Annotated in this window: 24 protein-coding genes, 1 tRNA gene and 1 pseudogene; 9 read left to right on the plus strand and 17 right to left on the minus strand. The window is 66.2% G+C overall.

Features of this window, described 5'->3' with window-relative positions; all coding sequences use genetic code 11:
* Positions 1-303 precede the first annotated feature (303 nt).
* Positions 304-1,068 carry a YaaA family protein gene (locus DMB86_RS14525; protein WP_113718439.1) on the plus strand — a complete coding sequence of 255 codons (765 nt, stop codon included), beginning with the start codon at positions 304-306 and terminating at the stop codon, positions 1,066-1,068.
* Between the two features lie 137 nt (positions 1,069-1,205).
* Here DMB86_RS14525 and DMB86_RS14530 read toward each other — a convergent pair whose 3' ends face one another.
* The 4 genes from DMB86_RS14530 to istA all read right to left on the minus strand — a co-directional run bounded on the left by DMB86_RS14530 (position 1,206) and on the right by istA (position 5,212).
* Positions 1,206-1,523, minus strand: a complete 318-nt coding sequence (locus DMB86_RS14530) for a VOC family protein (protein ID WP_236783339.1) — start codon at positions 1,521-1,523, stop codon at positions 1,206-1,208.
* Positions 1,524-1,597: 74 nt separating this feature from the next.
* Positions 1,598-2,335: a zinc ribbon domain-containing protein gene (locus tag DMB86_RS14535; RefSeq protein ID WP_113718441.1), complete on the minus strand. Its 738-nt coding sequence runs from the start codon at positions 2,333-2,335 to the stop codon at positions 1,598-1,600.
* A gap of 508 nt (positions 2,336-2,843) precedes the next feature.
* Positions 2,844-3,635, minus strand: a complete 792-nt coding sequence (locus tag DMB86_RS14540; RefSeq protein ID WP_113716823.1) for an ATP-binding protein — start codon at positions 3,633-3,635, stop codon at positions 2,844-2,846.
* Positions 3,632-5,212 carry an IS21 family transposase gene (gene istA / locus DMB86_RS14545; protein ID WP_335645009.1) on the minus strand — a complete coding sequence of 527 codons (1,581 nt, stop codon included), beginning with the start codon at positions 5,210-5,212 and terminating at the stop codon, positions 3,632-3,634. Before istA ends, DMB86_RS14540 begins: the two co-directional genes overlap by 4 nt.
* Positions 5,213-5,451: 239 nt before the next feature.
* Here istA and DMB86_RS14550 point away from each other — a divergent pair.
* Positions 5,452-6,429 (plus strand): annotated as a pseudogene (locus tag DMB86_RS14550) (IS630 family transposase); the annotation flags it as partial.
* A gap of 9 nt (positions 6,430-6,438) precedes the next feature.
* Here the strand turns inward: DMB86_RS14550 and DMB86_RS14555 are convergent.
* Positions 6,439-7,311, minus strand: coding sequence for a Nif3-like dinuclear metal center hexameric protein (locus DMB86_RS14555; RefSeq protein WP_113719581.1), 873 nt, complete (start codon positions 7,309-7,311; stop codon positions 6,439-6,441).
* 427 nt (positions 7,312-7,738) lie between these two features.
* On the opposite strand from DMB86_RS14555, the gene msrA reads away from it, so the two are divergent.
* The 3 genes from msrA (at position 7,739) to epsC (ending at position 9,896) form a co-directional block, all read left to right on the plus strand.
* The gene (gene msrA, locus DMB86_RS14560) at positions 7,739-8,263 is read left to right on the plus strand and encodes a peptide-methionine (S)-S-oxide reductase MsrA (protein ID WP_113719582.1); all 525 of its coding nucleotides are present in this window, start codon (positions 7,739-7,741) and stop codon (positions 8,261-8,263) included.
* An 88-nt stretch (positions 8,264-8,351) separates the two neighbouring features.
* Entirely contained in the window at positions 8,352-9,287 is a 936-nt protein-coding gene (gene cysK, locus DMB86_RS14565; protein WP_113718443.1) for a cysteine synthase A, read from the plus strand.
* A gap of 21 nt (positions 9,288-9,308) precedes the next feature.
* Entirely contained in the window at positions 9,309-9,896 is a 588-nt protein-coding gene (epsC, locus tag DMB86_RS14570) for a serine O-acetyltransferase EpsC (RefSeq protein WP_113718444.1), read from the plus strand.
* Positions 9,897-9,922: 26 nt separating this feature from the next.
* Here the strand turns inward: epsC and DMB86_RS14575 are convergent, their stop codons facing one another.
* Positions 9,923-10,204, minus strand: a complete 282-nt coding sequence (locus DMB86_RS14575) for a helix-turn-helix domain-containing protein (protein WP_113718445.1) — start codon at positions 10,202-10,204, stop codon at positions 9,923-9,925.
* 61 nt (positions 10,205-10,265) lie between these two features.
* Here DMB86_RS14575 and map point away from each other — a divergent pair, with 61 nt between their 5' ends.
* Entirely contained in the window at positions 10,266-11,039 is a 774-nt protein-coding gene (gene map, locus DMB86_RS14580) for a type I methionyl aminopeptidase (protein ID WP_113718446.1), read from the plus strand.
* A 139-nt stretch (positions 11,040-11,178) separates the two neighbouring features.
* Here the strand turns inward: map and gndA are convergent, their stop codons facing one another.
* From gndA to DMB86_RS14600, 4 genes are all read right to left on the minus strand, one after another.
* Positions 11,179-12,615: an NADP-dependent phosphogluconate dehydrogenase gene (gene gndA, locus DMB86_RS14585; protein WP_113718447.1), complete on the minus strand. Its 1,437-nt coding sequence runs from the start codon at positions 12,613-12,615 to the stop codon at positions 11,179-11,181.
* A gap of 169 nt (positions 12,616-12,784) precedes the next feature.
* Positions 12,785-13,840 carry an L-idonate 5-dehydrogenase gene (locus tag DMB86_RS14590; protein WP_113718448.1) on the minus strand — a complete coding sequence of 352 codons (1,056 nt, stop codon included), beginning with the start codon at positions 13,838-13,840 and terminating at the stop codon, positions 12,785-12,787.
* A 12-nt stretch (positions 13,841-13,852) separates the two neighbouring features.
* A complete protein-coding gene (locus tag DMB86_RS14595) occupies positions 13,853-14,623 on the minus strand; it encodes an SDR family oxidoreductase (protein WP_113718449.1) in 771 nt (256 codons plus the stop codon).
* A gap of 102 nt (positions 14,624-14,725) precedes the next feature.
* Positions 14,726-15,613 (minus strand): NAD(P)-dependent oxidoreductase, encoded by an 888-nt coding sequence (locus tag DMB86_RS14600; RefSeq protein WP_113719583.1) that lies wholly within the window; start codon positions 15,611-15,613, stop codon positions 14,726-14,728.
* A gap of 112 nt (positions 15,614-15,725) precedes the next feature.
* On the opposite strand from DMB86_RS14600, the gene DMB86_RS14605 reads away from it, so the two are divergent.
* A complete protein-coding gene (locus DMB86_RS14605; protein ID WP_113718450.1) occupies positions 15,726-16,790 on the plus strand; it encodes a D-2-hydroxyacid dehydrogenase in 1,065 nt (354 codons plus the stop codon).
* A gap of 340 nt (positions 16,791-17,130) precedes the next feature.
* Here the strand turns inward: DMB86_RS14605 and DMB86_RS14610 are convergent, their stop codons facing one another.
* The 3 genes from DMB86_RS14610 to DMB86_RS14620 form a co-directional block, all read right to left on the minus strand.
* The gene (locus tag DMB86_RS14610; protein ID WP_227878768.1) at positions 17,131-18,435 is read right to left on the minus strand and encodes an MFS transporter; all 1,305 of its coding nucleotides are present in this window, start codon (positions 18,433-18,435) and stop codon (positions 17,131-17,133) included.
* Between the two features lie 207 nt (positions 18,436-18,642).
* Positions 18,643-19,443 carry an IclR family transcriptional regulator gene (locus DMB86_RS14615; protein ID WP_113718451.1) on the minus strand — a complete coding sequence of 267 codons (801 nt, stop codon included), beginning with the start codon at positions 19,441-19,443 and terminating at the stop codon, positions 18,643-18,645.
* Positions 19,444-19,881: 438 nt separating this feature from the next.
* A complete protein-coding gene (locus tag DMB86_RS14620) occupies positions 19,882-20,172 on the minus strand; it encodes a hypothetical protein (RefSeq protein ID WP_113718452.1) in 291 nt (96 codons plus the stop codon).
* 482 nt (positions 20,173-20,654) lie between these two features.
* On the opposite strand from DMB86_RS14620, the gene DMB86_RS14625 reads away from it, so the two are divergent.
* Positions 20,655-20,876, plus strand: a complete 222-nt coding sequence (locus DMB86_RS14625; protein ID WP_129545553.1) for a hypothetical protein — start codon at positions 20,655-20,657, stop codon at positions 20,874-20,876.
* Between the two features lie 58 nt (positions 20,877-20,934).
* Here the strand turns inward: DMB86_RS14625 and DMB86_RS14630 are convergent.
* The 4 genes from DMB86_RS14630 to DMB86_RS14645 form a co-directional block, all read right to left on the minus strand.
* Positions 20,935-21,010: transfer RNA gene (locus tag DMB86_RS14630), tRNA-Val, on the minus strand.
* A 51-nt stretch (positions 21,011-21,061) separates the two neighbouring features.
* The gene (locus DMB86_RS14635) at positions 21,062-22,024 is read right to left on the minus strand and encodes an NAD-dependent protein deacetylase (protein WP_227878401.1); all 963 of its coding nucleotides are present in this window, start codon (positions 22,022-22,024) and stop codon (positions 21,062-21,064) included.
* Positions 22,025-22,026: 2 nt separating this feature from the next.
* Positions 22,027-22,503 carry a peroxiredoxin gene (locus tag DMB86_RS14640; RefSeq protein WP_113718454.1) on the minus strand — a complete coding sequence of 159 codons (477 nt, stop codon included), beginning with the start codon at positions 22,501-22,503 and terminating at the stop codon, positions 22,027-22,029.
* Complete coding sequence (locus tag DMB86_RS14645; RefSeq protein ID WP_113718455.1) at positions 22,503-22,922, minus strand: DUF3052 domain-containing protein; 420 nt, start codon at positions 22,920-22,922, stop codon at positions 22,503-22,505. The genes DMB86_RS14640 and DMB86_RS14645 overlap by 1 nt, the downstream gene beginning before the upstream one ends.
* A gap of 353 nt (positions 22,923-23,275) precedes the next feature.
* Between DMB86_RS14645 and aceE the strand changes: the two genes are divergently transcribed.
* A complete protein-coding gene (gene aceE, locus DMB86_RS14650) occupies positions 23,276-26,023 on the plus strand; it encodes a pyruvate dehydrogenase (acetyl-transferring), homodimeric type (RefSeq protein WP_418202281.1) in 2,748 nt (915 codons plus the stop codon).
* The last annotated feature ends 221 nt before the right edge of the window (positions 26,024-26,244 follow it).

A 26,244-nucleotide genomic window follows, 5' to 3' on the forward strand; every position in this document is an offset into this window, starting at 1 on the left:
GATCCATGTGTCCAATGCGGCGTCGCTGTTCGATGAAGCGTTGTTGAGCGTCACGAAAAATTACCTTCCTGGCCTAAAACACCCTTGGTCCAAGCCAACATCATTCTAGCCAAGGGCGACGGGTTATCCGCGAGTTCAGTGCCGCACCTCACTAGACCGGTCTATCCCCGCGCCCTCCCGTCACATTTCTTCCCGCGAACGGGCAGATAACGGCAGTGCCCGGGCGCAACATCGCCGATATCTGTCCGTTCGAGGTTCCAGGTGCCCGAAAAAGCACGCCCCCGGTGCCGGTAAGCTCGCAGGGTGTTGATTTTGCTGCCCCCGTCCGAAGGCAAGACCCCCGCCAACGCCGGACGCCCTGTGGATTTGGACCAGCTGCACTTCCCCGAGCTGACGCAGGCCCGGCAGGAAGTTGCCGCCTCCCTGGCTAAAGTGTCAGGGCGGGAGGACGCGCTGGCGCACCTCGGCGTGGGCGCGTCCCTGGCCCACGATGTCCTGCGGAACACCCGGCTGGCGGCCGAACCCGCGGCGCCGGCGCACAGCATCTATACCGGCGTCCTCTACGACGCCCTGGGTTACCACAGCATGACGGCCGCCCAAAAGCGCAAGGCGGATGCCGGCGTCGTGGTTGTCTCGGGATTGTGGGGAGCCGTGGCCTTTGCCGACAGCATTCCCGCCTACCGGCTGTCCATGTCGGTGGGGCTGCCCGGGCTGGGGAAGCTGGCCAGCTACTGGAAGCCCAAGCTGGCGGCGGCACTGCAGGGGCACGCCGAGGGGCACCTGCTGGTTGACTGCCGCTCAAGCACCTACGCTGCGGCGTGGACGCCCGCGCCGGAACGGACGGTTGCCGTGAACGTGTTCACCGAGCGCGACGGCGCCCGCAAGGTGGTCTCCCATTTTGCCAAACACACCCGTGGCGAACTGGCCCGGCACCTGCTCACCAGACGCGGCAAGGCCCCTGAGACCCCCGCGCAGCTGGCCAGGGCCGCCGGCGAGAAGTGGGCCGTGGAACTGGTGTCCGGCACGCCGCGCAAGCATCACACGCTGAACATCATCCTGGCCGACTGACAAGGCCTCCCGCCCGCGTCTGTTCGCCCCCGTCCATTCGTCCGCATCCATTCGCCCCCGCCTATGTTGCACTTGTTGGACGCCTTTGCCTGATTTTCGCGATTTTTGGTCCAACACCAGCAACATAGTCGGCGGGGCTAGTCGGCGCGGGCGACCAGTTCCACCTCAAAGCCGTCAGCATTCTCCAGGTACGCCGCATGGTGCCCCGATCCACCCGCGTTGGGGTGCTTGTCGGCGAACATCAGCACCCAGCCCTGGCGCAGGGCGGCCTGGGTGATGGCATCAACGTCCGACGCCGGCCCGGCGTCAAAGGCGAGATGGTTCAGTCCCGCGCGGCGGCGGTCATGCGGGCCCGAAACGTCGGTGCCGGCTTCCAGCACGATGTATTCGCCTGCTCCTTGCCAGCTGCCGCCGTTGTCCCATTCGGAGTCCAGACCATAGCCGAGCTCTTCCATGAGCCAACCGAGGGTTGACTTTGCCCGTTGATAGTCCGGGACCCAGATTTCGACGTGGTGCAGCCGGCCGCGCCCTACGACCACTCGGGCGAGCGGACCAGGATGGCGCCGGAGTCGGGGCAGAAGACGACGTCGTCCGGGGCGGCGCCCTTGATTTCGGCGAGGTCGCCCGGGCTCAGCTGCATGCCAGAGCCCTCCGAGGTGCCGTGGAACAGCCGGGCCGCGCCCACGCCGTACTTGGCGAGCGTGCGGTCGTAGATCGCCATCAGGGCCGGATCGAAGCTGGCTGCCAGTTCGGCCCTTTCGGCGGCGGTGGCATCCCGTTCAGTGCGCAGGGCCGCGAGCTTGCCGCGCACTTCCGCCACCACGCCGTCCAGCACCGATTGCATCTGGTCCACCAGCGCCTGCTGCGCGGCCTGACGGCCCTTGGCGTCGTCGAGCGCCTCCATGGCCTCAAGCTCCACGTCTTCAAGGTCGCTGCGGCGTCTGCTCAACGACTCGATGTCATGCTGCAGCGCCACCAGGTCCTTGGAGAGGCCGGTTCCGCTGTTGAGCTTCGCGTCGTCCTTGGCGATGCGCGCGGTGACCTGGGCGACGTCGTCCTCGGCCTTGGTGAGCTTGCGCGACAAGTCTCCGACCTCCGTGTCAATGACGACCAGGTCGCTCTTGGCCACCGTCACGCCGCCGTGGAGGTCGGGCAGCCGAGGGTCCTCCTTGAGCGCCTTCGCCTGGGCGTCCAGCGCCCGCAGCTTGCCGTCCAGGACCTGCATGTCCAACAAACGCAATTGTTCCGCCGGTGCTGCCTTCGCCATGTGTTTCCTCCTGCTATAAGTCGATACCTGCTGACAGCCTAGCGTCCGAGGGGCCCCGCACGAGCGAAGCGAGTGCGGGGAGGACGCGACGGCGCTAGCGTCCGAGGGGCCCCGCACGAGGGCCCACGACCGCGAGCTGGCGAGGGGTGGGAGCCGTCGGGGACGCGAGCGAGGGTGGGGAGGGCACGACGGCGCTAGTGGTGTGTCTCCAAAATAAGCAATGAGTGTGGGTTTAAACTGGTCTTATGTCGAGACCAGCTGCTGCGTTGTCGTTGTCAGAGGCTGAGCGTCCTGTTTTGGAGGCTTTGTCGAAGTCCCAGGTTGCCGCCCATCGGGAGGTGCAGCGGGCGAAGGTGTTGTTTGTCAACTGCAACTTAGAACTGACCACTGGCGGCAGTTTGTTTTGACCAGTGGCGGCAGTCGGTTGACCATGGGCGGCAAGTACTTTTGACCAGTGGCCAGGCGCCGGGGGTGTGCTGGGGTTGCGGCGCCTGACCATGGTGCGCGGTTAGTTCATCGGGTGGGTTCCTTTCCCGTTTTGGGCTTGCATGAGGCGCACGGACTCACCGCTGGTTTGGCAGAGGTGCGCGTGGTGCATGAGCCGGTCCACGGTCGCGGTGGCGATGGTTTTTGGCATGAGCTCATCGAACCCGGAGGGGTGGATGTTGGAGCTGATCGCGAGGGAGCGTTTCTCGTAGGAGGCGTCCACGACGCGGTAGAAGCCTTCGGCGGCGTCGCCGGAGACAGGCAAAAGGCCAATATCGTCAATGCAAATCAGATCGACATTGGTGACGCGGGTGATGGCTTTGTTGACGCTGTCATCGATGCGGTGCCGGCGTACGAGCGCGCCGAGGTCCTCCAGGCTCAGCCAAGACACGGAGAGGCCTTCATCGATGGCCTGCTGGCCCAACGATTCCAGCAGCAGGGTCTTACCGGTGCCGGAGGGGCCGCAAGCGATCAGGTTCTCCCGCCGCCGCACCCATTCCAGAGTTCGCAGGAACGAGGTCGTCGCCACGGGCAGGGTGGAGAGGGATTCCTCCCACACATCGAAGGTTTTCCCGGTCGGGAACCCCGCACGTTTGCGCCGGGTGGTGAGCATGGACCGGTTCCGCCCGGTCGCTTCGGCCTCGAGCAGGACCCTGACGACCTCGGTGGGGTCCCAACGCTGGGCTTTCGCGGTGGCCAGGACGTCGGCGACAACGGCGCGGGCGTGGGGCATCCGGGTGGTGCGCATCAGCGCAATCACCTGTTCTACTGCCACGTCTGCCAGCGGCGCCGGAGCCAGGGTTGCGGCGCTCATTCTGCTGCTCCTTCAAGATCGGTGATATCGGCGGGAATGGTCTCCTCGCCGGGCGTGGTGGTCGGGTTGGTGGTGCCGAAGTTCGCCCAACCGCTGGTGCCTTGGGACAGCCATTGGCTTTGATCGGTCACGGCATGCCGGGTGTTGTTGATGGTGCTGGATGGTTCGCCGGTAGCGGTGTTGGTGATGATGGAAACCAGGTCCTCATGGGTGAAACGGTGGTGCACCGCGGCAGCTCCCAGGCCCTGGTCGACGACATCGTTGCCCATGACCTTGGCGAGCGTGGCAGCCCGTTCCATTTTGTGGCGGATCTTGTTCGTGCCGGCTGCCGCGGCCTCCTTGAGCCAGAGTGCTGCCCCGGCGCCCAGGGCCAGGAATTCCTCTTCGGCCCTGTTGCTGGGGCGGATGACCCGTTCCAGGGCGCCAGCAGAGGCTGGTGGGAAATGCGCGTCAATGACCGCTGGTACGCCGGGGCGGGTGAGCTTATGGCGAGCGACTTCCACCGGCCCGGCCTTGTCAACGTGCACGATGATGACGTGGGTGTCGGTACCACGCACCCACACCCGTTGCCCCATCAGGGTGTGCGGGACGGAATAGCGCGAATGCTCATACGTAACCATGGGCGTGTTCGGCGGGACCTGGCGGACCTGACCGAAACTCGCCGTGACCGGCACCGCCGGAACCGGGTGAAGCTTAGGCTGTTCCACCAACCGGAGCATGTCCTTGGGGATCTCCAGCGTGGCGCGGTGCACGGAGGAATTCACATCCTCCATAAACGCCTCACAGGCCTGCTCCAGCTCGGCGAAGGAGCCGTACTCCGGACGCAGGTTGGTGTCTTTGGGCACGAGGTCGGCTTTAGCGATCTTCACCGCGTTTTCCACCCCGCCCTTGGAGGCAGGGTCTGCCGGCATGCACGTGTGCACGGCGGTGGAGTAGTGCCGGGCGAACGCAACGATCTGCGGGTTGCGGACCGGAACGCCGGCGACATGCTCGACCGTGACTGTTTTCTCATTGTCGGTCAATACATACGTTGGTACACCATTAATCAGCCTGAATGACCTGTCAAGGGCCGCGAATACGCTCGGCATCGTCTTATCCCGCAAGGGAATGACGATACGGAAGCGTGAGTACGCCATCCACGCGACGAACAACACGGTCTTGGCGCCGTCAACGACAGGACCGTCTCCGTAGTCCCACTGGAGCCACAGCCCTGGGGCCACAGTCCAGGGCCGGTGAACCCTGGCGTTCTGGGCCCGGTACTTCGATTTCAACCCGGCCAGCACATAGCGGGTCGTGCGGATCGAACCGGCGTATCCCAGATCAACGAGCTTGTCGTGAACAACGTCGCCGCGGATCTTTCCGCGGGACTGCTCCACCAGCTGTGTCATCGCCGGCAGGTACGGGTCAGTGATCCTGCCACGCTTGCGGGCGATCGGCGCTTGCGCACCGGCAGCCCGTGCTTTCACATACGAACGGACAGTGTTGTGTGAGACACCGCAAACCACCGCGGCACCTCGATACGACTGGGTCATGTCATAAGCAGCTAAAATTTCCATGAACTCTCCTGGAGACTTCAAAATAAGCCCCTTCCTTCCCGCAAAGGGTGAAATTGAAACGATTGGCATCGTCATTTCACCCCGAAGGAAGGGGCTCTCCCCGTAAAGACACGGGGATGGACAAGGGAATCCCAGCACACCCAGCCACCGGACGGCGGCGAACTACTGGTCAAAACACTTGCAGCCACTGGTCAAAACCACTGCCGCGAACGGTCAATCAAAAATGCCGTCTATGGTCAGTTTAAAGTTGCAGCTAACAGTTGTTGATGGCTGCCGATGGTTTTCCCAATGAGTGGATTGCCAAGGTCGTCGGAGTGACGCCGGGAACGGTGCGTGCTTGGCGGAACCGGTTCGCTGCTGACGGTTTGAAGAAGCTTGGTGCGGTGGCGCCCGGTCGTGGGCGGAAGAAGGTGATTCCGGAGTCGAAGATCGCCGAGATCGTGGAATTGACGCGGTTTTCCAAGCCGGAGGGTGCCACTCACTGGTCCGTGCGGTCGATGGCGGCCAAGGTCGGGGTGTCCCCGGCTCAGGTCCAAAGGATTTGGGCGGCGCGCGGCTTGAAGCCGCACCGGGTGGAGACATTCAAGCTCTCCACGGACCCGCACTTTGATGAGAAGCTCATCGATGTGTGCGGACTGTACCTGGACCCGCCGGAGAATGCGATCGTCTTGTGCCTGGACGAGAAGACCTCGATCCAGGCCCTGGATCATACCCAGCCGTCGTTGCCGATGAAGAAGGGCCGCGGGGAAACCATGACGCACGACTACAAGCGCAACGGCACCACCACGCTCTTCGCAGCGCTGGAGGTGGCGACTGGGAAAGTGATCGGTTCGTGCGTTGACAAGCACCGCCATGAGGAGTTTCTGGCCTTTTTGAAGACCATCGAAAAGGAGGTCCCGCAGGGCCTGGAAATCCATCTGATCCTGGACAACTACGCCACGCACAAGCATGCCGAAGTGAAGTCCTGGTTGGGCAAACATCCCCGGTTCCACCTGCATTTCACGCCAACATCATCGTCCTGGCTGAACCTGGTCGAGCGCTGGTTCAGGGACCTCACGGACAAGGCTCTGCGCCGGGGTGTCTTCCACTCAGTACCGGACTTGATCGGCAAAATTGAGGAATACATTCAGGTCAACAACGAGCGCCCGAAACCCCTGATCTGGGTCGCAACCGCGGACTCCATCTTGGAAAAAGTCGCCCGCGGCCGCGTCGCACTCCAAACCATCAAGCAAAACTGAGACACACCACTAGTTGCCGGGCGTCAAAATGAAGTCCCAAGGGTCCGTGTTGGTCTGGCTGACCGCCAGCTCGGCTTGGAAGCCTTGGTCGGCCAGCACGTTGGCGAGCGCCTGCGCGGCCACCGGCAGCCATAGCCATTCGCTGGCAAAGTGGGAGAGGTCAATGAGGTACGGTCGGCCGTCGCTGCTGAATTCGCGGGCCTCCGACGCCGGGTGGTGGCGCAGGTCCGCCGTGACGTACACGTCCGCGTCGGATGCGCGGACGGCGTCGAACAGGCCATCCCCGGCGCCGCCGCAGACGGCCACCTTGCGCACCAGTGCGTCGCGGTCGCCGGCCACCCGCACGCCCCCGGCCACCGCCGGCAGGGTCAGGAAGATCCGCGACGCCAGCTCGCCGAGCTTTTCGACATCGGGCAGCACGCCCACGCGGCCGATCCCTTCCTCCTCGAGCCCGTGCGCGGCGGGCACCAGCGGGGCGACTTCCTCCAGGCCCAGGACGTCGGCCAGGACGTCGGAAACTCCGCCCACGGCGCTGTCGCCGTTGGTATGGATGGTCAGCAGTGCGCAGCCGCCCTCGATCAACCGGTGCAGGGCGCGTCCCTTGCCAGTGGTTGCGGCCACGGAGTTCACACCCTTGAGCAGCAGAGGATGGTGCGTGACGAGCAGCTTGGCGCCCCATTCCAGGGCCTCGTCGATAACCTCCAGTGTGGGGTCCACGGCGAACATGATCCTGTCCACCTCAGCGTCAGGCCGTCCCGCCACCAGACCCACGCTGTCCCATTCCTCGGCCAGGGATTCGGGCCAGAGCTCCTCCACTGCCAGCAGTATCTCGGAAAGGACGGCGGTGACGGGCTCTTCGGCACCTTCCGCCGTGCCCTCCATATCCGATGTCTGTCCCCCCTCCGTTTGTCCGGCCGCCCGCGCGCCGCCCCAGTCGGGCAACGGCGCGGCGGATTCGTCAACCGGAACGGCGGCCAGGGGCGGGATGGTCCCCATAGTCGTGGAGGGGAACTGTTCAATGTGTTCGGCAGGCTGCACGACCGGTTCGGCAGGCGCGGCCGGTTCAGCGGGCGAGGTCGGCTCCAAAGGCACGGCCGGTTCAGCAGGCCCCACTGGTTCAGCAGCTTGCGGCTCTTCGGCTTGCGCTGACTCAACGGCCGCAGCGTGTTCGCCGGGCACCCCGGCCGGCTCCGCACCGTCCGGACCGCGTGTCGCATCATTTGCATCCTTGCTCATCTTTCCAGCTTAGCGGTTGGGGGCCCGGCAACGGCAGGGAATCAAATGTGGCGGAGTCGGCTTATAGATGGATGTGAAGACCTTTGTATTGGGCGGCGGCTGCTTTTGGTGCCTTGACGCCGTGTACCAGATGACCAAGGGGGTGGAGTCGGTGGTGTCCGGTTACACCGGCGGCGCCATCCCCAACCCGACATACGAACAGATTTGCTCCGGCATGACGGGGCATGCCGAGGTGGTCTCGGTGACGTTTGATGAGAACGTGATCCCGGAAAACACCATCTTGGACATGTTTTTTACCCAGCACGATCCCACCACTCTCAACCGGCAGGGGTACGACACGGGCACGCAGTACAGGTCCTCGATGTTCTACACGAACGCCGCCGAGGAAACCGCCTTCCGGGCGGCGATTGTGCGCAACCAGCCAAACTGGCGGGACCCCATCGTCACGGAGGTCTCGCCGCTTGGGCGCCTCTACGAAGCAGAGCACTACCACCAGGACTTTTACGCCCAGCGGCCCGGGGTGGGATATTGCCAGGTCATTATCAACCCCAAGATTGCCAAAGTCAGAAAACATTACGCCGAGTGGCTGACCGCGTAGAATCCGCATCGGACGCCCCGTTACGCTGACGTTTAACACAATTGGGCCGTGCCATCCGCCACCCACTCTTTGAGGAACAGGACCATCCATGGGACGTATTTATGACAATGTCACGCAACTGGTGGGCGGCACACCGCTTGTGAGGCTGAACAGGCTCTCCGAAGGCCTCAACGCCACCGTGGCCGTGAAGCTGGAATTCTACAACCCGGCCAACAGCGTCAAGGACCGCATCGGCGTGGCCATTGTCGACGCCGCCGAGGCGGCCGGCGAGCTCCGCCCGGGCGGCACCATTGTCGAGGGCACCTCCGGCAACACCGGGATCGCGCTGGCCATGGTGGGTGCTGCCCGCGGCTACCGGGTCATCCTGACGATGCCGGAGACCATGTCCACCGAGCGCCGGGTCATGCTGCGCGCCTTTGGCGCGGAGATCGTGCTCACCCCCGGCTCCGAAGGCATGCGCGGCGCCGTGGAGAAGGCCAAGGAAATTGTGGCCAACACGGAGAATTCCATTTGGGCCCAGCAGTTCGCCAACAAGGCAAACCCGGAAATCCACCGGACCACCACGGGCGAGGAAATCTGGGAAGACACCAACGGCGCCGTGGACATCCTGGTGGCAGGCATCGGCACCGGCGGCACCATTACCGGCGCGGGCCAGCTGCTCAAGTCCCGCAAGCCCGGCGTGCAGATCATCGCCGTCGAGCCGAGTGATTCGGCGATCCTCAACGGCGGGGCGCCGGGCCCGCACAAGATTCAGGGCCTGGGCGCGAACTTCATCCCCGAGGTGCTGGACCAAGGCATCTACGACGAAGTCCTGGACGCGACGCTGGAGGATTCCGTGGCCGTGGCCCGCGCCTTGGGCACCCAGGAAGGGATCCTCGGCGGCATTTCCGCCGGGGCAGCTGTTTGGGCCGCGCTGGAAGTGGCCAAGCGCGAAGAGAACGCCGGTAAGCTGATTGTGGCTGTGGTCCCCGACTTCGGCGAACGCTACATTTCAACCGTCCTGTACGACGACATCCGCGGCTGACACGCGCACTGAAGGAAGTCTGTGGGATTTTTCACCAGGTTAGGCGAGGACCTCGAGGCCGCCCGGTCACATGACCCGGCGGCCCGGGGTTCTGCGGAGAACTTTTTCATCTATTCAGGCCTGCATGCCATCTGGATGCACCGTCTGACCCACAGGATGTGGGCCAATCCAAACCTGCGCTTCCCGGCGCGGGCACTGTCGCAGCTGGCCCGCTTTGCCACTGGCATCGAAATCCACCCCGGTGCCACCGTCGGCCGTCGCTTCTTCATCGACCACGGCATGGGCGTGGTCATTGGCGAGACTGCCGAAATCGGCGAGGACGTCATGATCTACCACGGCGTGACGCTCGGCGGCCGGTCGCTGGCCAAGGTCAAGCGCCACCCGACCATCGGCAACCGGGTCACCATCGGAGCCGGCGCGAAGATCCTGGGCCCCATCACCATCGGCGACGACTCGGCGGTGGGTGCGAATGCCGTCGTGGTCAAGGATGCGCCCGCCAACTCCATCCTCACCGGCATTCCGGCCACATGGCGGCACCGTGATTCGAAGAAGGAAATGGCGCCCGCCGTCGACCCGGCCGAGTACATCGACCCGGCCATGTGGATCTAGACCCGCACTTGGCGGGTCCGGGGCGGTCAGGACGCCCGGCGGGCATCCATCCCCGGGGCGCTGGCACCTTTCTGGACCGTCCGCCACAGGCTATCCAGCGACAGGTCCAGGGCCAGGGCGAGCATGGCGACTGTGGAGAACGACGGCGTTGGCACCCTGCCGCTCTCGATCTTGCGCAACGTCTCCGGTGAAATGCCGGCGGCCAGCGCCACGTCGAGCATCGGCCGCCCGCCGCGCGCACGCCGCAACAACTCCCCCAGGAGCTTGCCGCGCAGGACTTCTTCCGGGGACAAGGGTAAACGGACCATGGCTACATCATAGCGGTATAGTATTACCGGTATAACTATTGGATGCCTGGAAGGCACGGTCTTGATCGAAATCCTCACCCCCGCGGAGCTGGCACGCGCCAGGAAGAGCGGGCAGTTTGTTGGCCGCGTGCTCAAGACGCTCCAGGGGCGTGTTCGGGTTGGCACCAACCTCCTTGAAATCAATGACTGGGCTGCCGCCATGATCGCGGAGGCAGGCGCCACGTCCTGCTACCTGGACTACGCGCCGGCGTTCGGCCGCGGCCCCTTCGGGCACGTCATCTGCACCTCCGTCAATGACGCCGTGCTGCACGGCCTGCCGCACGACTACGCACTGCGTGACGGCGACCTGCTGACACTGGACTTTGCCGTTTCCCTGGGCGGCCTGGTTGCCGATGCCGCGGTGAGCTTCATTGTGGGAACGCCGCGGGGCCCGGAGGACCAGCGCCTGATTGACACGACGCGGGCCGCCCTGGCCGCCGGGATTGGAGCAGCCCGGCCGGGGGCGCGGATCGGGGACATTTCCCATGCCATCGGGACTGTGCTCTCCGCCGCCGGGTACACCATCAACACCGAATTCGGCGGTCACGGGGTTGGCTCCACCATGCACCAGGACCCGCACATTTCCAACAACGGCCGCCCCGGCCGGGGCTACGTCCTGCAGCCGGGCCTGCTCCTGGCGATAGAACCCTGGGTCATGGCCGACACGGCGAGCCTGGTCATGGACCACGACGGCTGGACGCTCCGCAGCGCCACCGGCGCGCGCACCGCCCACACGGAGCACACCGTGGCCATCACGGTAAACGGGGCGGAAATTCTCACCGACTGCCCAGGCTGACGGGCACGCTGGGACGCGACGCGTCCGCCGTCGTCCCCTTAGAAGGGCCGTCCCCTAAGCGACTATGTTGCACCAGTTGGACGAAAATCGGTCGAAATCGCCGAAATCAGTCCAACTACTGCAACACAGACGTTGGGGGTCAGTGCGTGTCGACGGCGCTGACCTCACTCTTGTCGCCGCTCCACTGCGTGTGGAAAGTGCCCTCGACGTCGACACGGTTGTACGTGTGGGCGCCGAAAAGGTCGCGCAGGCCCTGGGTCAGGGCTGCGGGCAGGCGCTTGCGGCGCAGTCCGTCGTAGTAGGCGAGCGAGGAGGAGAACACCGGCACCGGAATGCCCAGCTGGACGGCAGCGGCCACCACGCGGCGCCAGGCCGGGAGGACCTCGGCGATTTCGGCGGCGAACGCCGGGGCGAACAGCAGGTTGGCCGGCTTGTCCTCGGCGGCGTAGGCCTTCGTGATGTCCTTGAGCAGTTCGGCGCGGATGATGCAGCCGCCGCGCCACAGGGACGCGATCTCGTCCAGCTTCAGGTCCCAGTTGTATTCGACGGCGGCCGACTGGAGCATGTCGATGCCCTGCGCGTAGCTGATGAGCTTGGACGCGTAGAGCGCCTGGCGGACGTCCTCGACGAAGTCGGCGCCCAGGTCCACGGAAACTTCGTGGCCGGACAGGACGTCCTGGGCGATGGCGCGCTGGTCCCGCTGGGAGGAGAGGCCGCGGGCAAACACGGACTCGGCGATCGCGGAGGTGGGCGAGCCCAGATCGAGGGCGGACTGGACGGTCCAGCGGCCCGTGCCCTTTTGGCCGGCGGAGTCCACGATCACGTCAACCAGCGGCTTGCCGGTCTTGGCATCCACGTGGCCCAGGACCTCGGCGGTGATTTCGATCAGGAAGGAGGCGAGCTGGCCTTCGTTCCACTTGGCGAAGATTTCCGACTGCTCGGCCGGTTCGATCCCGGCCGCGCTGCGCAGCAGGTCGTAGGCCTCGCCGATGACCTGCATGTCCGCGTATTCGATGCCGTTGTGGACCATCTTCACGAAGTGGCCGGCGCCGTCGGTGCCGATCCAGGCGCAGCAGGGCTGGCCGTCGACCTTGGCGGATATCTTCTCCAGCAGCGGGCCGAGCGCGGCGTAGGATTCCTTGGAGCCGCCGGGCATGATGGACGGGCCGAGCAGTGCGCCCTCTTCGCCGCCGGAGACGCCGACCCCCACAAAGTGGAGGTCCTTCCTGGCCAGGTCCGCTTCGCGGCGGCGGGTGTCCTGGAAGTTGGAATTGCCGCCGTCGATGATGATGTCGCCGGCCTCCATGAGCGGGACGAGCTGGTCGATCACGGAATCGACCGGGCCGCCGGCCTTGACCATGATCAGCACGCGGCGCGGCTTTTCCAGGGACTCGACCAGCTCCGCCAGCGTCTCGGTGCGGACAAAGTCGCCCTCCGAGCCGTGGGCCTCCAGCAGGGCATCCGTCTTGGCAACGGAGCGGTTGTGCAGTGCCACGGTGTATCCGTTGCGGGCCAGGTTGCGGGCCAGGTTGGCACCCATTACGGCCAGGCCGGTTACGCCAATTTGTGCGGACATACTTTCCTCCATAGGTGGGAACACATGGTTTCCCTCAGCTTATCGCCGGACCGGGGCCCTTCCCACTCCGGCCCGGAATGGGCCCGCCATGTTGCACAGGTGAAACATCTGTGCAGATTCGGGCCAACTTGCCAGGCACGACGCCGGAGGGCACCCGCCGTCGTGCCTCTCAGGCCCCGAAGTCCAGCAGGACCTTGCCGGACACGGCCGAGTCGCGTGCCACGGCGAAGGCTTCCAGCGCCCGTGAGAGCGGAAATTCGTGGGTCGTGACGGGGTCGGTGAACAGCGAGCCGTCAGCCAGCGCGGCGATGACCTGGTCGATTTCGTCGTTGAAGCGGAAGGATCCCACCAGTTCCAGTTCCCGGGTGATGGCCAGCGAGATGGCCACGGGCTGCGGGCCGGAGGGCAGCAGCCCCACCATGACCACGCGGCCCCCGCGCATGGCGCCGCTGATGGCGGAGGCCAGGCCAAAGCGGTTGCCGGAGGATTCAATGACGATGTCGGCCTCCACGGCCGCGATCGCCTCCGCGTCCTCGGCCTTCAGCACGGTGTCCGCGCCCACCGCCGCCGCGATTTCCAGCGGCCTGTCAAACATGTCGACGGCGGTAATGTGGGCCGCGCCCGCGCGCCTAAGGACGGCGACGGCCAGGGTGCCGATGGGCCCCGCACCGACCACAAGCGCCCGCTTTCCCTTGACGTCACCGGCCCGGGACACCGCGTGCCAGGCCACGCTGGCCGGCTCGACGACGGCCGCCCGGCGCAGGGACAGTTCCGGCGGGAGGACGCGCAGCATCCTGCCGGGCAGGTTTGCGTAGCGCAGGAAGGCGCCGTCGGTGTGCGGATGGCGGGCGGCGCTGCCGAGGTAGGTGCAGCCCGGGGACAGGTTCGGACGGTCCGCCGGGTAGCGGGCCGCGCCGGGTCCGGGGGTGGCCGGGTGGACGGCCACCGGGGTGCCCGCGGCCGGTCCGGTGCCGTCGGCGGCGGCGCGGGCCACCACCCCGACAACCTCGTGGCCCAGCACCATGGGCTCCAACAGGCGCGACTCCCCCGCGGCGCCGTGCAGCCAGTAGTGGAGGTCGGAACCGCAGATGCCGCCGTAGGCGACTTCGACGACGGCCTCGTCGGCGGCGGGCCGCTTCAAGGCGATGTCCTCGATGCGGAGGTCGTCCTTGCCGTGGGCCACCACGGCGGGGGCGCTGGCGGGCAGTTCAAAGGTGTGTGTCATGATCCTTGTTTCCTAAACAACTACCGTCATGCCGCCATCGATGAAGATAGTCTGGCCGTTGACAAAATTGGACGCCTCGGAGGCCAGCCACACGGCAGGCCCCACCAGGTCCTGCACGGTCCCCCACCGGTTGGCCGGGGTGCGGCCCAGGATCCACGAGTTGAACGCGTCGTCGTCGACCAGGTTCTGCGTCATCTCGGTGTGGATGTAGCCGGGGGCAATGCCGTTGATCTGCAGTCCGCCGGAGGCCCATTCGGCCGTCATGGCCCGCGTCAGGTTCCGCAGCCCGCCCTTGGCCGCGGTGTAGGCGGCGATGGTGGGCCGGGCCAGGTCCGTCTGGACGGAGCAGATGTTGATGATTTTGCCCCGGCCGCGGGCCAGCATGCCGCGGGCGGCTTCGCGGCCGACGAGAAAGGCGCTGGTCAGGTCGGTGCTGATGACCCGGTCCCAGTCCTTCACGTCGAGGTCCAGCAGCGGGACGCGGTGCTGGATGCCGGCGTTGTTGACCAGGATGTCCAGCGGCCCCACGTTGGACTCGATCCAGGCAACGCCGTCCGCGGCGGCAGTGTCGCTGGTGACGTCAAAGTCGAGCGACCGGATGCGGCCCGCGGCAAAATCGTCAGCCATCACGGCCTCCGCGGCCGCGAGGCGTTCGGCATTGAGCCCGTTGAGCACCACCGTCGCACCGGCCTCGGCCAGGCCGCGGGCCAGCGAGTTGCCGATCCCGCGGCTGGAACCCGTCACGAGGGCCACCCGGCCACTCAGGTCAAACATTCCACTCATTCAAAAATCCTCCTCTTTCTTGTCAAACCGCTTGCTGGCCGGGGCTTCGCTGTCGGCCGCTTACGGGCCGTCGGCGGCTTCACTGTCGGCGGCGGGGGTCCGTTACCGGCGTGGCTGCAGCCGGGCGATGCTCTCACGGACCACGGCCAGGTCCAGCTCGCCGAGCCCCTGGTCCTTCAGCGTGCCGTAGAGCCGGTGCCCGGCCGTGGCCATGGGCACCGCCGATCCGGCCGCCGCGGCACTGTCGATGATGAAGCCGAGGTCCTTGTGCATGAACTTCGCCGGCCCCGTGGGCTCGTAGTCCCTGGCGGCAATCCGCGGCCCCACGATGTCCAGCACCCGGCTCCCGGCGAGGCCGCCGGCGAGCACCTCAAACAGGGCGGCGACATCCATGCCGGAGCGCTCGGCGAGTTCGGCCGCCTCGGCGAGTGCCGCCGTCGTGGTTCCCACCAGCAGCTGGTTGCATGCCTTGGCCAGCGATCCCGCGCCCAGGTCACCGAGGCGGCGGACGGTGGTGCCCATGGCTTCCAGGACGGGGCGCACGCGTTGGAAATCGGACTCGGCGCCGCCGGCCATGATGGCGAGTGTGCCGTTTTCCGCCCCGACGGTCCCGCCGCTGACGGGGGCGTCCACCACCGACGCGTTGCCGGCGCTTGCCGCGGCCACCCGGCCGCCAAACGCGCGCACCCCGTCGGGTGACACGCTGCTCATGACCACGACGGCCGTGCCGGGCCCGGGCGGATTGGTGCCCCATGCGCTGAGAAGGGGTTCGACGGCGGCCTCGACGAAGGGGAGGTCCGGCAGCATGAAGATGATGACGTCCCGGTCGCGGAGTTCTTCGACGGTGTCAGCGTGCGTGGCGCCCCGGGAGGCCAGCCTATCCACGGCCGCCGGCGAGCGGTTCCAGACCGCCAGCGGCCAGCCGGCCTCCAGGAGCCTGGCCGCCATGGGCGCGCCCATGTGGCCGAGGCCGGCAAAGCCGACAGTCATGGAGTTCCCCGCCGGCGTTGAACCAAGCATCATCGATTTACCAGTCCTCACTGCCTTGTGGCCGCTGTCGTCATGTAGCCCCATCTGTTCAGTATCCTATCCACAATTCAGTATGATGAACACCATGACTCCTCAGAAACTCATTGTTGCGATCGCCGTCCCGCTGGAAGCCGACCACGTGGAGGCCATCAAGGCCGCCCATCCAGCCGTGTCGGTGCTCTACGAACCTGACCTGCTGCCGCCGGAGCGCTACCCCGCGGACCACGGCGGCGACCCGGCCTTCCAGCGGACGCCGGATCAGGAGTCCCGTTACTGGGACATGCTGCGCAGCGCGGACGTCCTGTACGGCTTTCCCAACGAGAACGCGGCCGGACTGGCCGAGATCGCCGCCAGCGGCAAGGTCCAGTGGATCCAGGCCATGGCCGCCGGCGCCGGCGGGGCCGTCAAGGCCGCCAATCTGTCGGAGGCCCAGCTACAAAGCGTCACCGTCACCAGTTCCGCCGGCGTGCACGGGCTGACGCTGGCGGAGTTCGCCATGATGGGCGTGCTCAACGGCTTCAAGCGCACGGCGGAGATGGCCGCCGACCAGGCCGCCAAGCACTGGCCGGAACTGCGCACCCCCACCCGCCTCGTCAGCGGCTCCAACGTGGTCATCACCGGCCTGGGTGAAATTGGCATGGCAACCGCCCGGCTGGCCGGCGCCATGGGCATGAACGTCAGCGGCACCAAGCGCACCATCGAACCGGTCGACGGCGTTGACACCGTCACCGACACCGCTGGGCTACCCGGGCTGCTCGCCAACGCCGACGCCCTCATCAACACCCTGCCCGGAACGCCTTACACGGAGAAATTGATCAATGCGGAGGTTTTCGCGGCCATGAAGCCCGGCACCGTCGTGGTCAACGTGGGCCGCGGAACCGTCATCGACGAGGACGCACTGCTGGCGGCCCTGGACAACGGCCAGGTCTCCTACGCTTGCCTTGACGTGTTCGCTGTGGAGCCGCTGCCGGCCTCCAGCGCGCTGTGGGAGCACCCGCGCGTCATGGTCTCCCCGCACACCTCGGCCCTGAGCGTTGCCGAGAACCGCCTGATCGCCGAGCGGTTCATCGAGAACTTGTCGCGGTTCCAGGCCGGCGGCCCGCTTCTGCACGTGGTGGACCCGGTCCACTTCTATTAAGCGTGACGCACCGCTGTGCGCCAGAAGGGGAGCCTCCGAAGGGAGGCTCCCCTTTTGCCGTCCCGTTCTGTGCCGCGCACGCCCCGTGCACGGCGCAGGACACTGTTGTACGCCGGGCCCGCCCCCGGTCCTGCGCCCGGCAGAACGCGCCGTCGCCCGGCGGAGCCTTCGTGCCCGGTCCTGCCCCTGCCCAAACTCCACCGCCGGCAGGGACCGCCGGCGTCGTGTCCGTACCATGAAAGGCATGCGGCCGGACAGCGGAAGGGCGGCGTCCGGCGTCGTGCGTAGCTGTTAAACGCCAAGCGGCGCCTACCAAGGCAGGCGCCGCCGGGCGGGGAAGCTAGGCGTCGTCGGCCAGCAGCAGGTCGCGGCCCACCGTTTCCGGGGTGAAGAAGGTGGTGGCGAAGGAAATTCCCGCCAGCACCAGCGAGTAGCCGGCCAGCACCATCCAGGACTGGTGGGTGACGGCCAGCAGCAGGCCGCCCACGAACGGGGCAATGCCGCCGGCAAACACGGCCGAAATTTCCCGGCTCATGGCCACGCCGGTGAAGCGGTGGGTGGAGCCGAACAATTCGGGCAGCAGGGCACACTGCGGGCCAAGCATGGACTGCACGCCGAGCGCAATGCCGATGCTCATGACAATCCAGACCAGGGTCACGTTACCCAGGGAGATCAGGTAGAACGCCGGGAAGGCGAACAGCAGCTGGAAAAGTGCACCATAGCGGTAGACCTTGACGCGGCCAATGCGGTCCGAGAGCGCACCGAAGGCGACCACCATGATGGCGGAGAACCCTGCGGCGATCAGCAGCCCGACGGGGCCGATGAACTTGTCACCTTCAAACACGCCGCCCTTGGCCGCCATGAAGCCAACCAAAAGCGTGGAGTAGATGGTGGAGTTGCCGTTCTCGCCCATCCGAAGGCCCATGCCGATCAGCACGTTCTTCTTGGATGAGCGCCACAGCACGCCCACCGGGTTCTTGGTGACACTCTTGTGCTTCTCCAGCTCCTGGAAGACGGGGGTTTCCTTCAGCTTCAGGCGGATGTAGATGGCAATGGCAATGAGGATGATGCTGGCCAGGAACGGCACGCGCCACAACCAGCCGGTGAGTACTTCCGGATGGGCCAGGCCCATGAGGGCGAAGGTGCCGGCGCCCAGTAGCGTGCCCACTTGGATGCCCACAAACGGCAGTGCCGCGAAGAAGCCGCGGCGTTTGCGCGGCGCCACTTCGGAGATCAGGGTTGTGGCGCCCGCCTGTTCGGCTCCGGCTCCCAGCCCCTGGATGATGCGCAGGATCACCAGCAGCACGGCACCAAGCATGCCGGCCTGTGCGTGCGTGGGCAGCAGCCCAATGCAGAACGACGCCGTTCCCATCAGTCCGATGGTCAGCAGCAGCACCTGCTTGCGGCCGAAGCGGTCCCCGATATAGCCGAAGATCAGGCCTCCGAAGGGGCGGGCGGCGAAGCCGACGCCGTAGGTGGCAAAGGAGGCGATCAGTGCGCCAGAGGGGCCCAGCGGCGAAAAGAACAACGGGCCGAAGATCAGCGCGGTGGCCAGGCCGTAGATGTAAAAGTCGTAGTACTCAAGTGCCGAGCCGACGGAGCTGGCAAGCGTGGCCCGGCGGAGCTGCTCCGGGTCGACAGGCACGGTGTCCTGTCCCGCACCCAGGGTCTGGCCCTGCGAATGTAAAGGCTGTGTAGTCACTTGTTCTCCCTTGAAACTTCCCGGACCACCGTTGGTCCAAAACGCGACATCGACCATGAGATCGATCACTATGATGAACAGCGTACATCATAGTGAACGCCCCGCCAAGGAAAGTTAGCTGCCGCCAAGGAAGGTTGGGCTATTGCGCCATCACCCCATGGGATTGCCAAGTACCCGGACAAGCTCGCGCAGCTCGCCCACCATGGCGTCGCGCTGGGCATCGGAGAAGGTTGCCTTCAAGGCCGTCACGGACACGCCAAGGCTGGGCCCGTGCGCCCCGCGCGTGGGCACCGCCATGCCAAGGCAGACCACACCCAGCGTGGATTCCTCGTCCTCGAAGGCATACCCCTGCTCGCGGATCCGGGCGATTTCATCCTTCAGCGCCCGCCCGGTCTTCAGGGATTTTGGGGTCATGACCGGCAACTCCAGTCCGTCGGGGTAGAGCTGTTCAAGGTCGTGGTCGTGCAGGCGGGCCACCAGGGCCTTGCCCACCGCACAGACGGAGACGGGCATCTTGTCGCCGATGTTGGACGTGAGGCGGACCGCCGGATGTCCTTCATAGCGGGCAAGGTAGATGATGCTCCCGCCGTCGAGCATGGCGATGCGCACCGTTTCCCCCTTGAGTGTCGCGGCCTGCTCGCAGAAGCTGTAAAACTCGCGGACCTCGTCGCGTCGGCTCAGGTAGGCGGCACCAAGTTCCACCAGTTTCACGCCCAGGGCGTAGTCGGTGCCGAGCCGGGTGATCAGTTCCGCGTCCTCGAGCGCCTGCAGCAGGTTTGACGTGGAGGACTTGGGTATCCCCAGTTCTCGGGCCAGGTCGCTGAGCGTGAGCCTGCCGGAATCCGACTCGGACAGCGCGTCGAGCACGGCCGCCGCCCTGGTGACGGCGGGTGCCGGCGAGGAGTGGCCGCGGGCGTCGTTGCCGCGCTTGGTGGCCTGGGATTCCGTCATGCAGTTCCTCAACGTTGGACGGGCGTGGCTGGCGGTCCGGCCGCGGTCCCCGTGCGTACAGCGAACACTTTTGTTCACTGCAATGAACACTCACCATCATACTGTCCCCTCAGGGAGGTAGAACGTCCGGTGTTGTGCAAGGGCGCGGATGGTTGTATATTCGTGTGCAGACCTTCCACTGTGGCGTCCCCCAATAGCCACAGTGGAGGGTCCCTCAACTTAAGTTTGCAGTTGCCCTTCATGGACGCACATCGTGGGCTCCAGCAGGCCGATTTGCTTTAGGCAGTCCGAAACCGTTATATTTTTGTTACTGGCTCCTCTCCACAGCGTCCCCCAATAGCTGTGGCGAGGAGCCTTTCACTTTAAGCGCCTGTCCGGCTGCGGCTTAAGCGCCTGTCCGGCTGCGGCGGGCGCCAGGTGCCACCCGCGCACACCCGCCTAGGCGGCGGGTCTCAGCCGCCAGCCGCCTCCCGTGGGATCGCGTTCCAGATCCATGGTGGCCAGGTCGCTGCGGGGATTACGCCCCAGCCGTGCCTGCACCCGCCAGACCTCGACATCGATGCGGCCCTGCCCCCGCGGCATCCGCCGCTGCTGCTCCCACCAGTTGGTTCTCTCGAACCAGCGCAGCGGCCCCTCGGCCACCTGCCATTCCCGCCCGGCACGTTCCACCACCAAGGGCTCGCCGGACGGTGCGGTGCGGACCAGGACATGCTCAACCATTGACGTCATGCCCCGTACGTTACGGACAGCCACTGACATCCCTGCCGCAGCGCGGGGGCCGGCTCCTGCCGTGGTGGAACGGCCCGTCCATTGCCAGCCGCTCGCCGGCACGATAGTGTCGAATCTGTTGGTTTCTTGGGCTGGGGCAAGACCAGAGCGAATCCCGTGCGGGACGTCTCGGAGAATAAGGGCCAACAGACCCAGGGTCCCGGCGACGCGAATACGCGCTGCCGGGATCCTTCCATTTTTGCGATTCCCGGGCCGCCGGCGACGACGGGTCGCCGGTGATGTCATCGTCCCGCTGAAGGACGACGCCGGACGCCGCGCGTCGGTGCCGTCGGCGCCTTGCGCCGTTGGCCCGCCAGATGACGGCAATGCCCCGGGTGACCGGCGAGCCGTGGTCCACTCAGCTTTCTTACGACATTTTAGCGGCGGGCTCGCAGCTTGGCGCCATAGTCTCTTCCCACCAAGGAAGAAGGAGAGTGCCAGACATGGGGTTTACATTGCCCTTGGCGGCCAAGACGGGCGACAAACTCTGGGACCTGGAGCTGCTCGGCCAGGAACTCAAGCACCTCGGGGATGCCGGCGGAGGCCAGGGGCCCGTGCCGCTCGCTGCGGCAGCTCACGCCATTGGCTGCGAAATCCTGGACATCCTCAAGGGCAGGGAGCGTTCCGGCCAGTTGACCTTCGGACCAGCCGACCCCACGGATTGAGCGACAAAAACCCCGCCGTTCCTGGGCCTGAGGGCCTCGGAACGGCGGGGTTTTCCTGTGGTGGGTCCTACCGGGATCGAACCGATGACATCCACGGTGTAAACGTGGCGCTCTACCAGCTGAGCTAAAGACCCATTCAGTGCCCAAGCGGACGGGCAAGGCCCGTTGGCCTGACCAACGAGAGACTACTGTACCCGATGCCCCGCCGGGCGCGCCAATCCGGGCGCCAGCAGGTCCAGCAGGTACTCCAGCGACTCGCTGACGCCCGCCTCCAGCTTCACGCCGGCCAGTCCGTCGCCCCTCGTGGCGCCCCGGTTGATGATCATCACGGGCTTCCCGTCCCTGGCAGCCTTGCGCACAAACCGCAGTCCGCTCATGACCGTCAGCGACGAACCCGCCACCAGGAGCGAGGCGGCGGAATCGACCATGGCGTAGGCCCGCTCCACCCGTTCCTTGGGCACATTTTCGCCAAAGAAGACAAAGTCCGGCTTCAACATCCCGCCGCACAGCGGGCAGCAGGCCACCCGGAAACCGTCGATCAGCCGTTCATGGTCCAGGTCGGCGTCGGCGTCCGGCGCGGCTCCCGCACCCCCTGCCGCCGCCACCTCCTCCAGGAACCCCGGGTTCAGTTGCGCCAGGACGACGGCGATGAACGCCCGCGCGTACACCTCCCCGCACCGCAGGCACACCACCTCGTCAAAGCGACCGTGCAGGTCCACCACGTTGCGGGCACCGGCGTCCTCATGCAGCCGGTCCACGTTTTGGGTCACGACGCCGGTCAGGTGGCCGGCGGACTCCATGGCGGCCACGGCGCGGTGGCCTGCGTTCGGCGACGCATGGCGCATGGTGGCCCAGCCGATGTGGTTGCGCGCCCAGTAGCGCCGGCGCAGTGGTTCCGAGCCCACAAACTCCTGGTAGGTCAGCGGCTGACGGGGGGCAGCGTCCGGGCCGCGGTAGTCGGGGATGCCCGAATCGGTGCTCAGTCCGGCGCCGGTCAGCAGTGCGAACTTGCCGGCAGCCAGGGCCGGGACCATGGTCGCGAGGACAGCACGGGCGGCGCCGTCAAGTTTCTGGCCGGCGGCACCGTTTTGCACCAGTCCGGTCAGCCCGATGCCGGGCCGGACGGGATCCGCACGCCCGGCATCCATCGCTACAGCGCCGCCAGCGCCTGGCGGTACCGCTCCAGCGGGCGGGCCTTGCCAGGTGGCGTGCTGAAGACATCCCGGACCATGCCGGCGGCATCGATCACAAACGTGCTGCGCGTGGCCATGCCACGTTCGGCATCAAAGGCGCCATAGGAACGGGCCGCCTCTCCATGCGGCCAAAAGTCGGCCAGCAGGTCGAATTCGTACCGCTCCGCCTGCGCGTAGGCGCGGAGCGTGTACTTGCTGTCCACGGATACGGCCAGCAGACGGACGTCCGCGCTGCGAAAGCTGGCAAAATTATCCCGCAGCCCGCACAGCTCCGCGGTGCAAATGCCGGAGAAGGCGAAGGGGTAAAAAACCACTGCCACCGGCGTTCCGCGCAGCCCGGAGAGGGAAACCGGCTCGCCGAACTGGTTCGGCAGGGAAAAGTCAGGCGCAGTGTCCCCGGCACGAACGCCCGGGCCCGTGCCGGCGTCGTCCATTACTGGCGTTTGCGCGGGACCAGGCGGGTGGCGGCCCAGTCCGTGGACACGCCTGCGGTGGTGGTCACGTGCAGGCCGGCGGTGGGCGCAGCCTCCTGGATTTCGGCGGGCGGAACATAGCCGTCGCGGCCCGACTTGGGCGAGAGGATCCACACGACGCCGCTTTCGTCGAGGGTTGTCAGCGAATCGACCAGGGCATCGACGAGGTCGCCGTCGTCCTGCCGCCACCACATGATGACGGCGTCAACCACGTCATGGTCGTCTTCGTCATACATCTGGGAACCAATGAGTTCCTCAATGCTGTCCCGTAGGTCAAGATCAACGTCGTCGTCATATCCGAGTTCCTGGACGAGATCGCCATCCTTGAACCCCAATTTGCCTGCCACCTTGGCTACAGTGCCGGCGTCGGCCTCGCTCACGTGATTCCTCCTGCGTTCAGCGCTTCCGCGCCGGATTAAAAGTTGTACAGCCCCCAGTCTAGGGGTTGCGCCCATATTGCCTCTACTCCGTGGCGCCGATCGTGGAGATTAAGCCGCTTCACCCGGCACACGCCGGCGACCCGGGTGTGATTTACGCTACCCCGGGGCCCGAGGGGATCCGGCATGGCGCGCCGTTCCCCGCCCGCGGCCAACCGGGTGCCCGGCCCCGCGTCCCCCGCAGTTCCGCTTCATCCGGCGGCCCCGGCTACGCACAAGCATGAGCGGCGGTCTAGAGTGTTGGTAAACGCCCAGTGCCACCGCAATGGGCAAACCCCCACTGCTTTTAAGAGAGGTTGGACGTGGCTTCAGGAGACACTAGCTCCCATATTCTTAGCGGGTTGACGGATGCGTTGCCTGATCGTGATCCGGAGGAGACGGCCGAGTGGTTGGAGTCGTTGGATGCGTTGATTGGTGAGCGTGGCACGGAGCGGGCGCAGTTCATCATGCGCAGCCTGCTCCAGCGTGCCGGGGCTCAGAGTGTTGGCGTGCCGATGGTGACGACGACGGATTATGTGAACACGATTCCTGCGGACCAGGAGCCGGAGTTTCCGGGCAACGAGGAGATCGAGCGGAAGTATCGTGCGTGGTTGCGGTGGAACGCGGCGGTGATGGTCCATCGTTCCCAGCGTCCGGACATCGGGGTCGGCGGGCACATTTCCACGTATGCGGGCGCGGCGACCCTGTACGAGGTCGGGTTCAATCATTTCTTTCGGGGCAAGGACCATGCCGGGGGCGGGGACCAGGTCTTTTTCCAGGGACACGCGTCCCCGGGGATGTACGCGCGCGCGTTCCTGGAGGGGCGCCTGTCCGAGGAGGACCTGGACGGGTTCAGGCAGGAAAAGTCCAAGGCCGGCCATGCCCTGTCCTCGTACCCGCATCCGCGGCTGATGCCGGACTTTTGGGAGTTCCCGACGGTGTCGATGGGCATCGGGCCGATGAACGCGATCTACCAGGCCCAGTCCAACCGGTACCTGCACAACCGGGGCATCAAGGACACCTCCGACCAGCACGTGTGGGCGTTTTTGGGCGACGGGGAAATGGACGAGCCCGAGTCCCGGGGCCTGCTCCAGCTCGCGGCGAACGACAAGCTGGACAACCTCACGTTCGTGGTGAACTGCAACCTCCAGCGCCTGGACGGGCCGGTGCGCGGCAACGGCAAGATCGTCCAGGAACTGGAGGCGTTCTTCCGCGGCGCGGGCTGGAACGTCATCAAGGTCCTGTGGGGCCGGGAGTGGGATGACCTGCTGGCCCGCGACACGGACCATTCCCTGGTGAAGGTCATGAACGAGACCCTGGACGGGGACTACCAGACGTACAAGGCCGAGTCCGGCGGGTTCGTCCGCGAGCACTTCTTCGGCCAGACCCCGCAAACGAAGGAACTCGCCGCGCACCTGTCCGACGACGAGGTGTGGAACCTCAAGCGTGGCGGGCACGACTACCACAAGGTCTACGCCGCGTACCAGGCCGCGGTGGAGTTCCGGGGCAAGCCGACCGTGATCCTGGCCCACACCGTGAAGGGCTACGGGCTCGGCACGCACTTCGAGGCCCGCAACTCCACGCACCAGATGAAAAAGCTGACCCTGCAGGACCTGAAGGACTTCCGCACCCACCTGCGCCTGCCCATCAGCGACGAGGTCCTGGAAGCGGACCCGTACCGTCCCCCGTACTACCACCCCGGCCCGGACGCCCCGGAAATCAAGTACCTCATGGAACGCCGCCACGCCCTGGGCGGGTTCCTGCCCGAACGCCGCCACGCCCACACCGAGCTGGCGCTGCCCGGGGAGAAGACCTACGAGGTCGCCAACCGCGGCTCGGGCAAGCAGCACGCCGCCACGACCATGGCGTTCGTGCGGCTCCTGAAGGACCTGATGCGCGACAAGGGCATCGGTTCACGGATCGTGCCGATCATCCCGGACGAGGCCCGCACCTTCGGCATTGACGCGTTCTTCCCGACCGCGAAGATCTACAACCCCAACGGGCAGAACTACCTCTCCGTGGACCGGGACCTGGTCCTGGCCTACAAGGAATCCGTGTCCGGGCAGATCGTGCACGCGGGCATCAACGAGGCCGGTTCCGTCGCGGCGTTCACCGCCGCCGGGACCGCGTACGCCACGCACGGGGAACCGTTGATCCCGATCTACGTCTTCTACTCCATGTTCGGCTTCCAACGCACCGGGGACCAGTTCTGGGCCGCCGGGGACCAGATGACCCGCGGCTTCATCATCGGCGCGACCGCCGGACGGACCACCCTGACCGGGGAAGGCCTCCAGCACGCCGACGGCCACTCCCCCCTCCTGGCCTCCACCAACACCGCCGTGATCACCTACGACCCCGCCTACGGCTACGAGATCGGGGCCATCATCAAGGCCGGGCTGGAACGCATGTACGGGCCCGACTCCACCGATCCCAACGTCATGTACTACCTCACCGTCTACAACGAACCGATCCTCCAGCCCAAGGCCCCGGCCGCCATGGACGTCGAGGGCATCACCCGCGGCATCTACCTGCTCAAAAAAACCGACCACGACGGGCCCCGCACGCAGCTGCTCGCCTCCGGCGTCGCCGTGCCCTGGGCCCTGGAAGCCGCGGACATCCTCGCCGCCGAGTGGGGCGTCGCCGCGGACGTGTGGTCCGTGACGTCCTGGACCGAACTGCGCCGCGACGGGCTCGCCGCCGAGGAACACGCGTTCCTCCACCCCGGCGAACCCGCCCGCACCCCGTACATCACCGAAAAGATGGCCGGCGCGCAAGGACCCGTCGTCGCCGTCACGGACTACATGAAGGCCGTCCCGGACCAGGTCCGCCAGTTCCTGCCCAACGACTTCGCGACCCTGGGCGCCGACGGCTTCGGCTTCTCCGACACCCGCGCCGCCGCCCGAAGGTTCTTCAAGATCGACTCCCACAGCATCGTCGTCCGCGCCCTGCAAATGCTCGCCAAAACCGGGCAGATCGACCCCGACGCGCCCCGCCAGGCCGCCGAGAAATACGACCTGCACAACATCAACGCCGGCACCACCGGCAACGCCGGCGGCGACAGCTAACACCCACCGGCGCGCCCACGTGAAGGGGCCGGTGCAGGCAGTCTGCCTGCACCGGCCCCTTTGCGTACCCCCGGACCGGCAGGGGCCGCCCCACGGACCGGCAGGGCCCGCCCATCGGACCCGCACAACGGACCCGGCCAACGCGCCCGGCCAACGGACCCGGCCAACGCGCCGGTAATTGTAGTATTCACACAATTAACCGCATTGGGGGCCGGAGGACA

The sequence above is a fragment of the Arthrobacter dokdonellae genome, from assembly GCF_003268655.1.
Taxonomy (GTDB): Bacteria; Actinomycetota; Actinomycetes; order Actinomycetales; family Micrococcaceae; genus Specibacter; species Specibacter dokdonellae.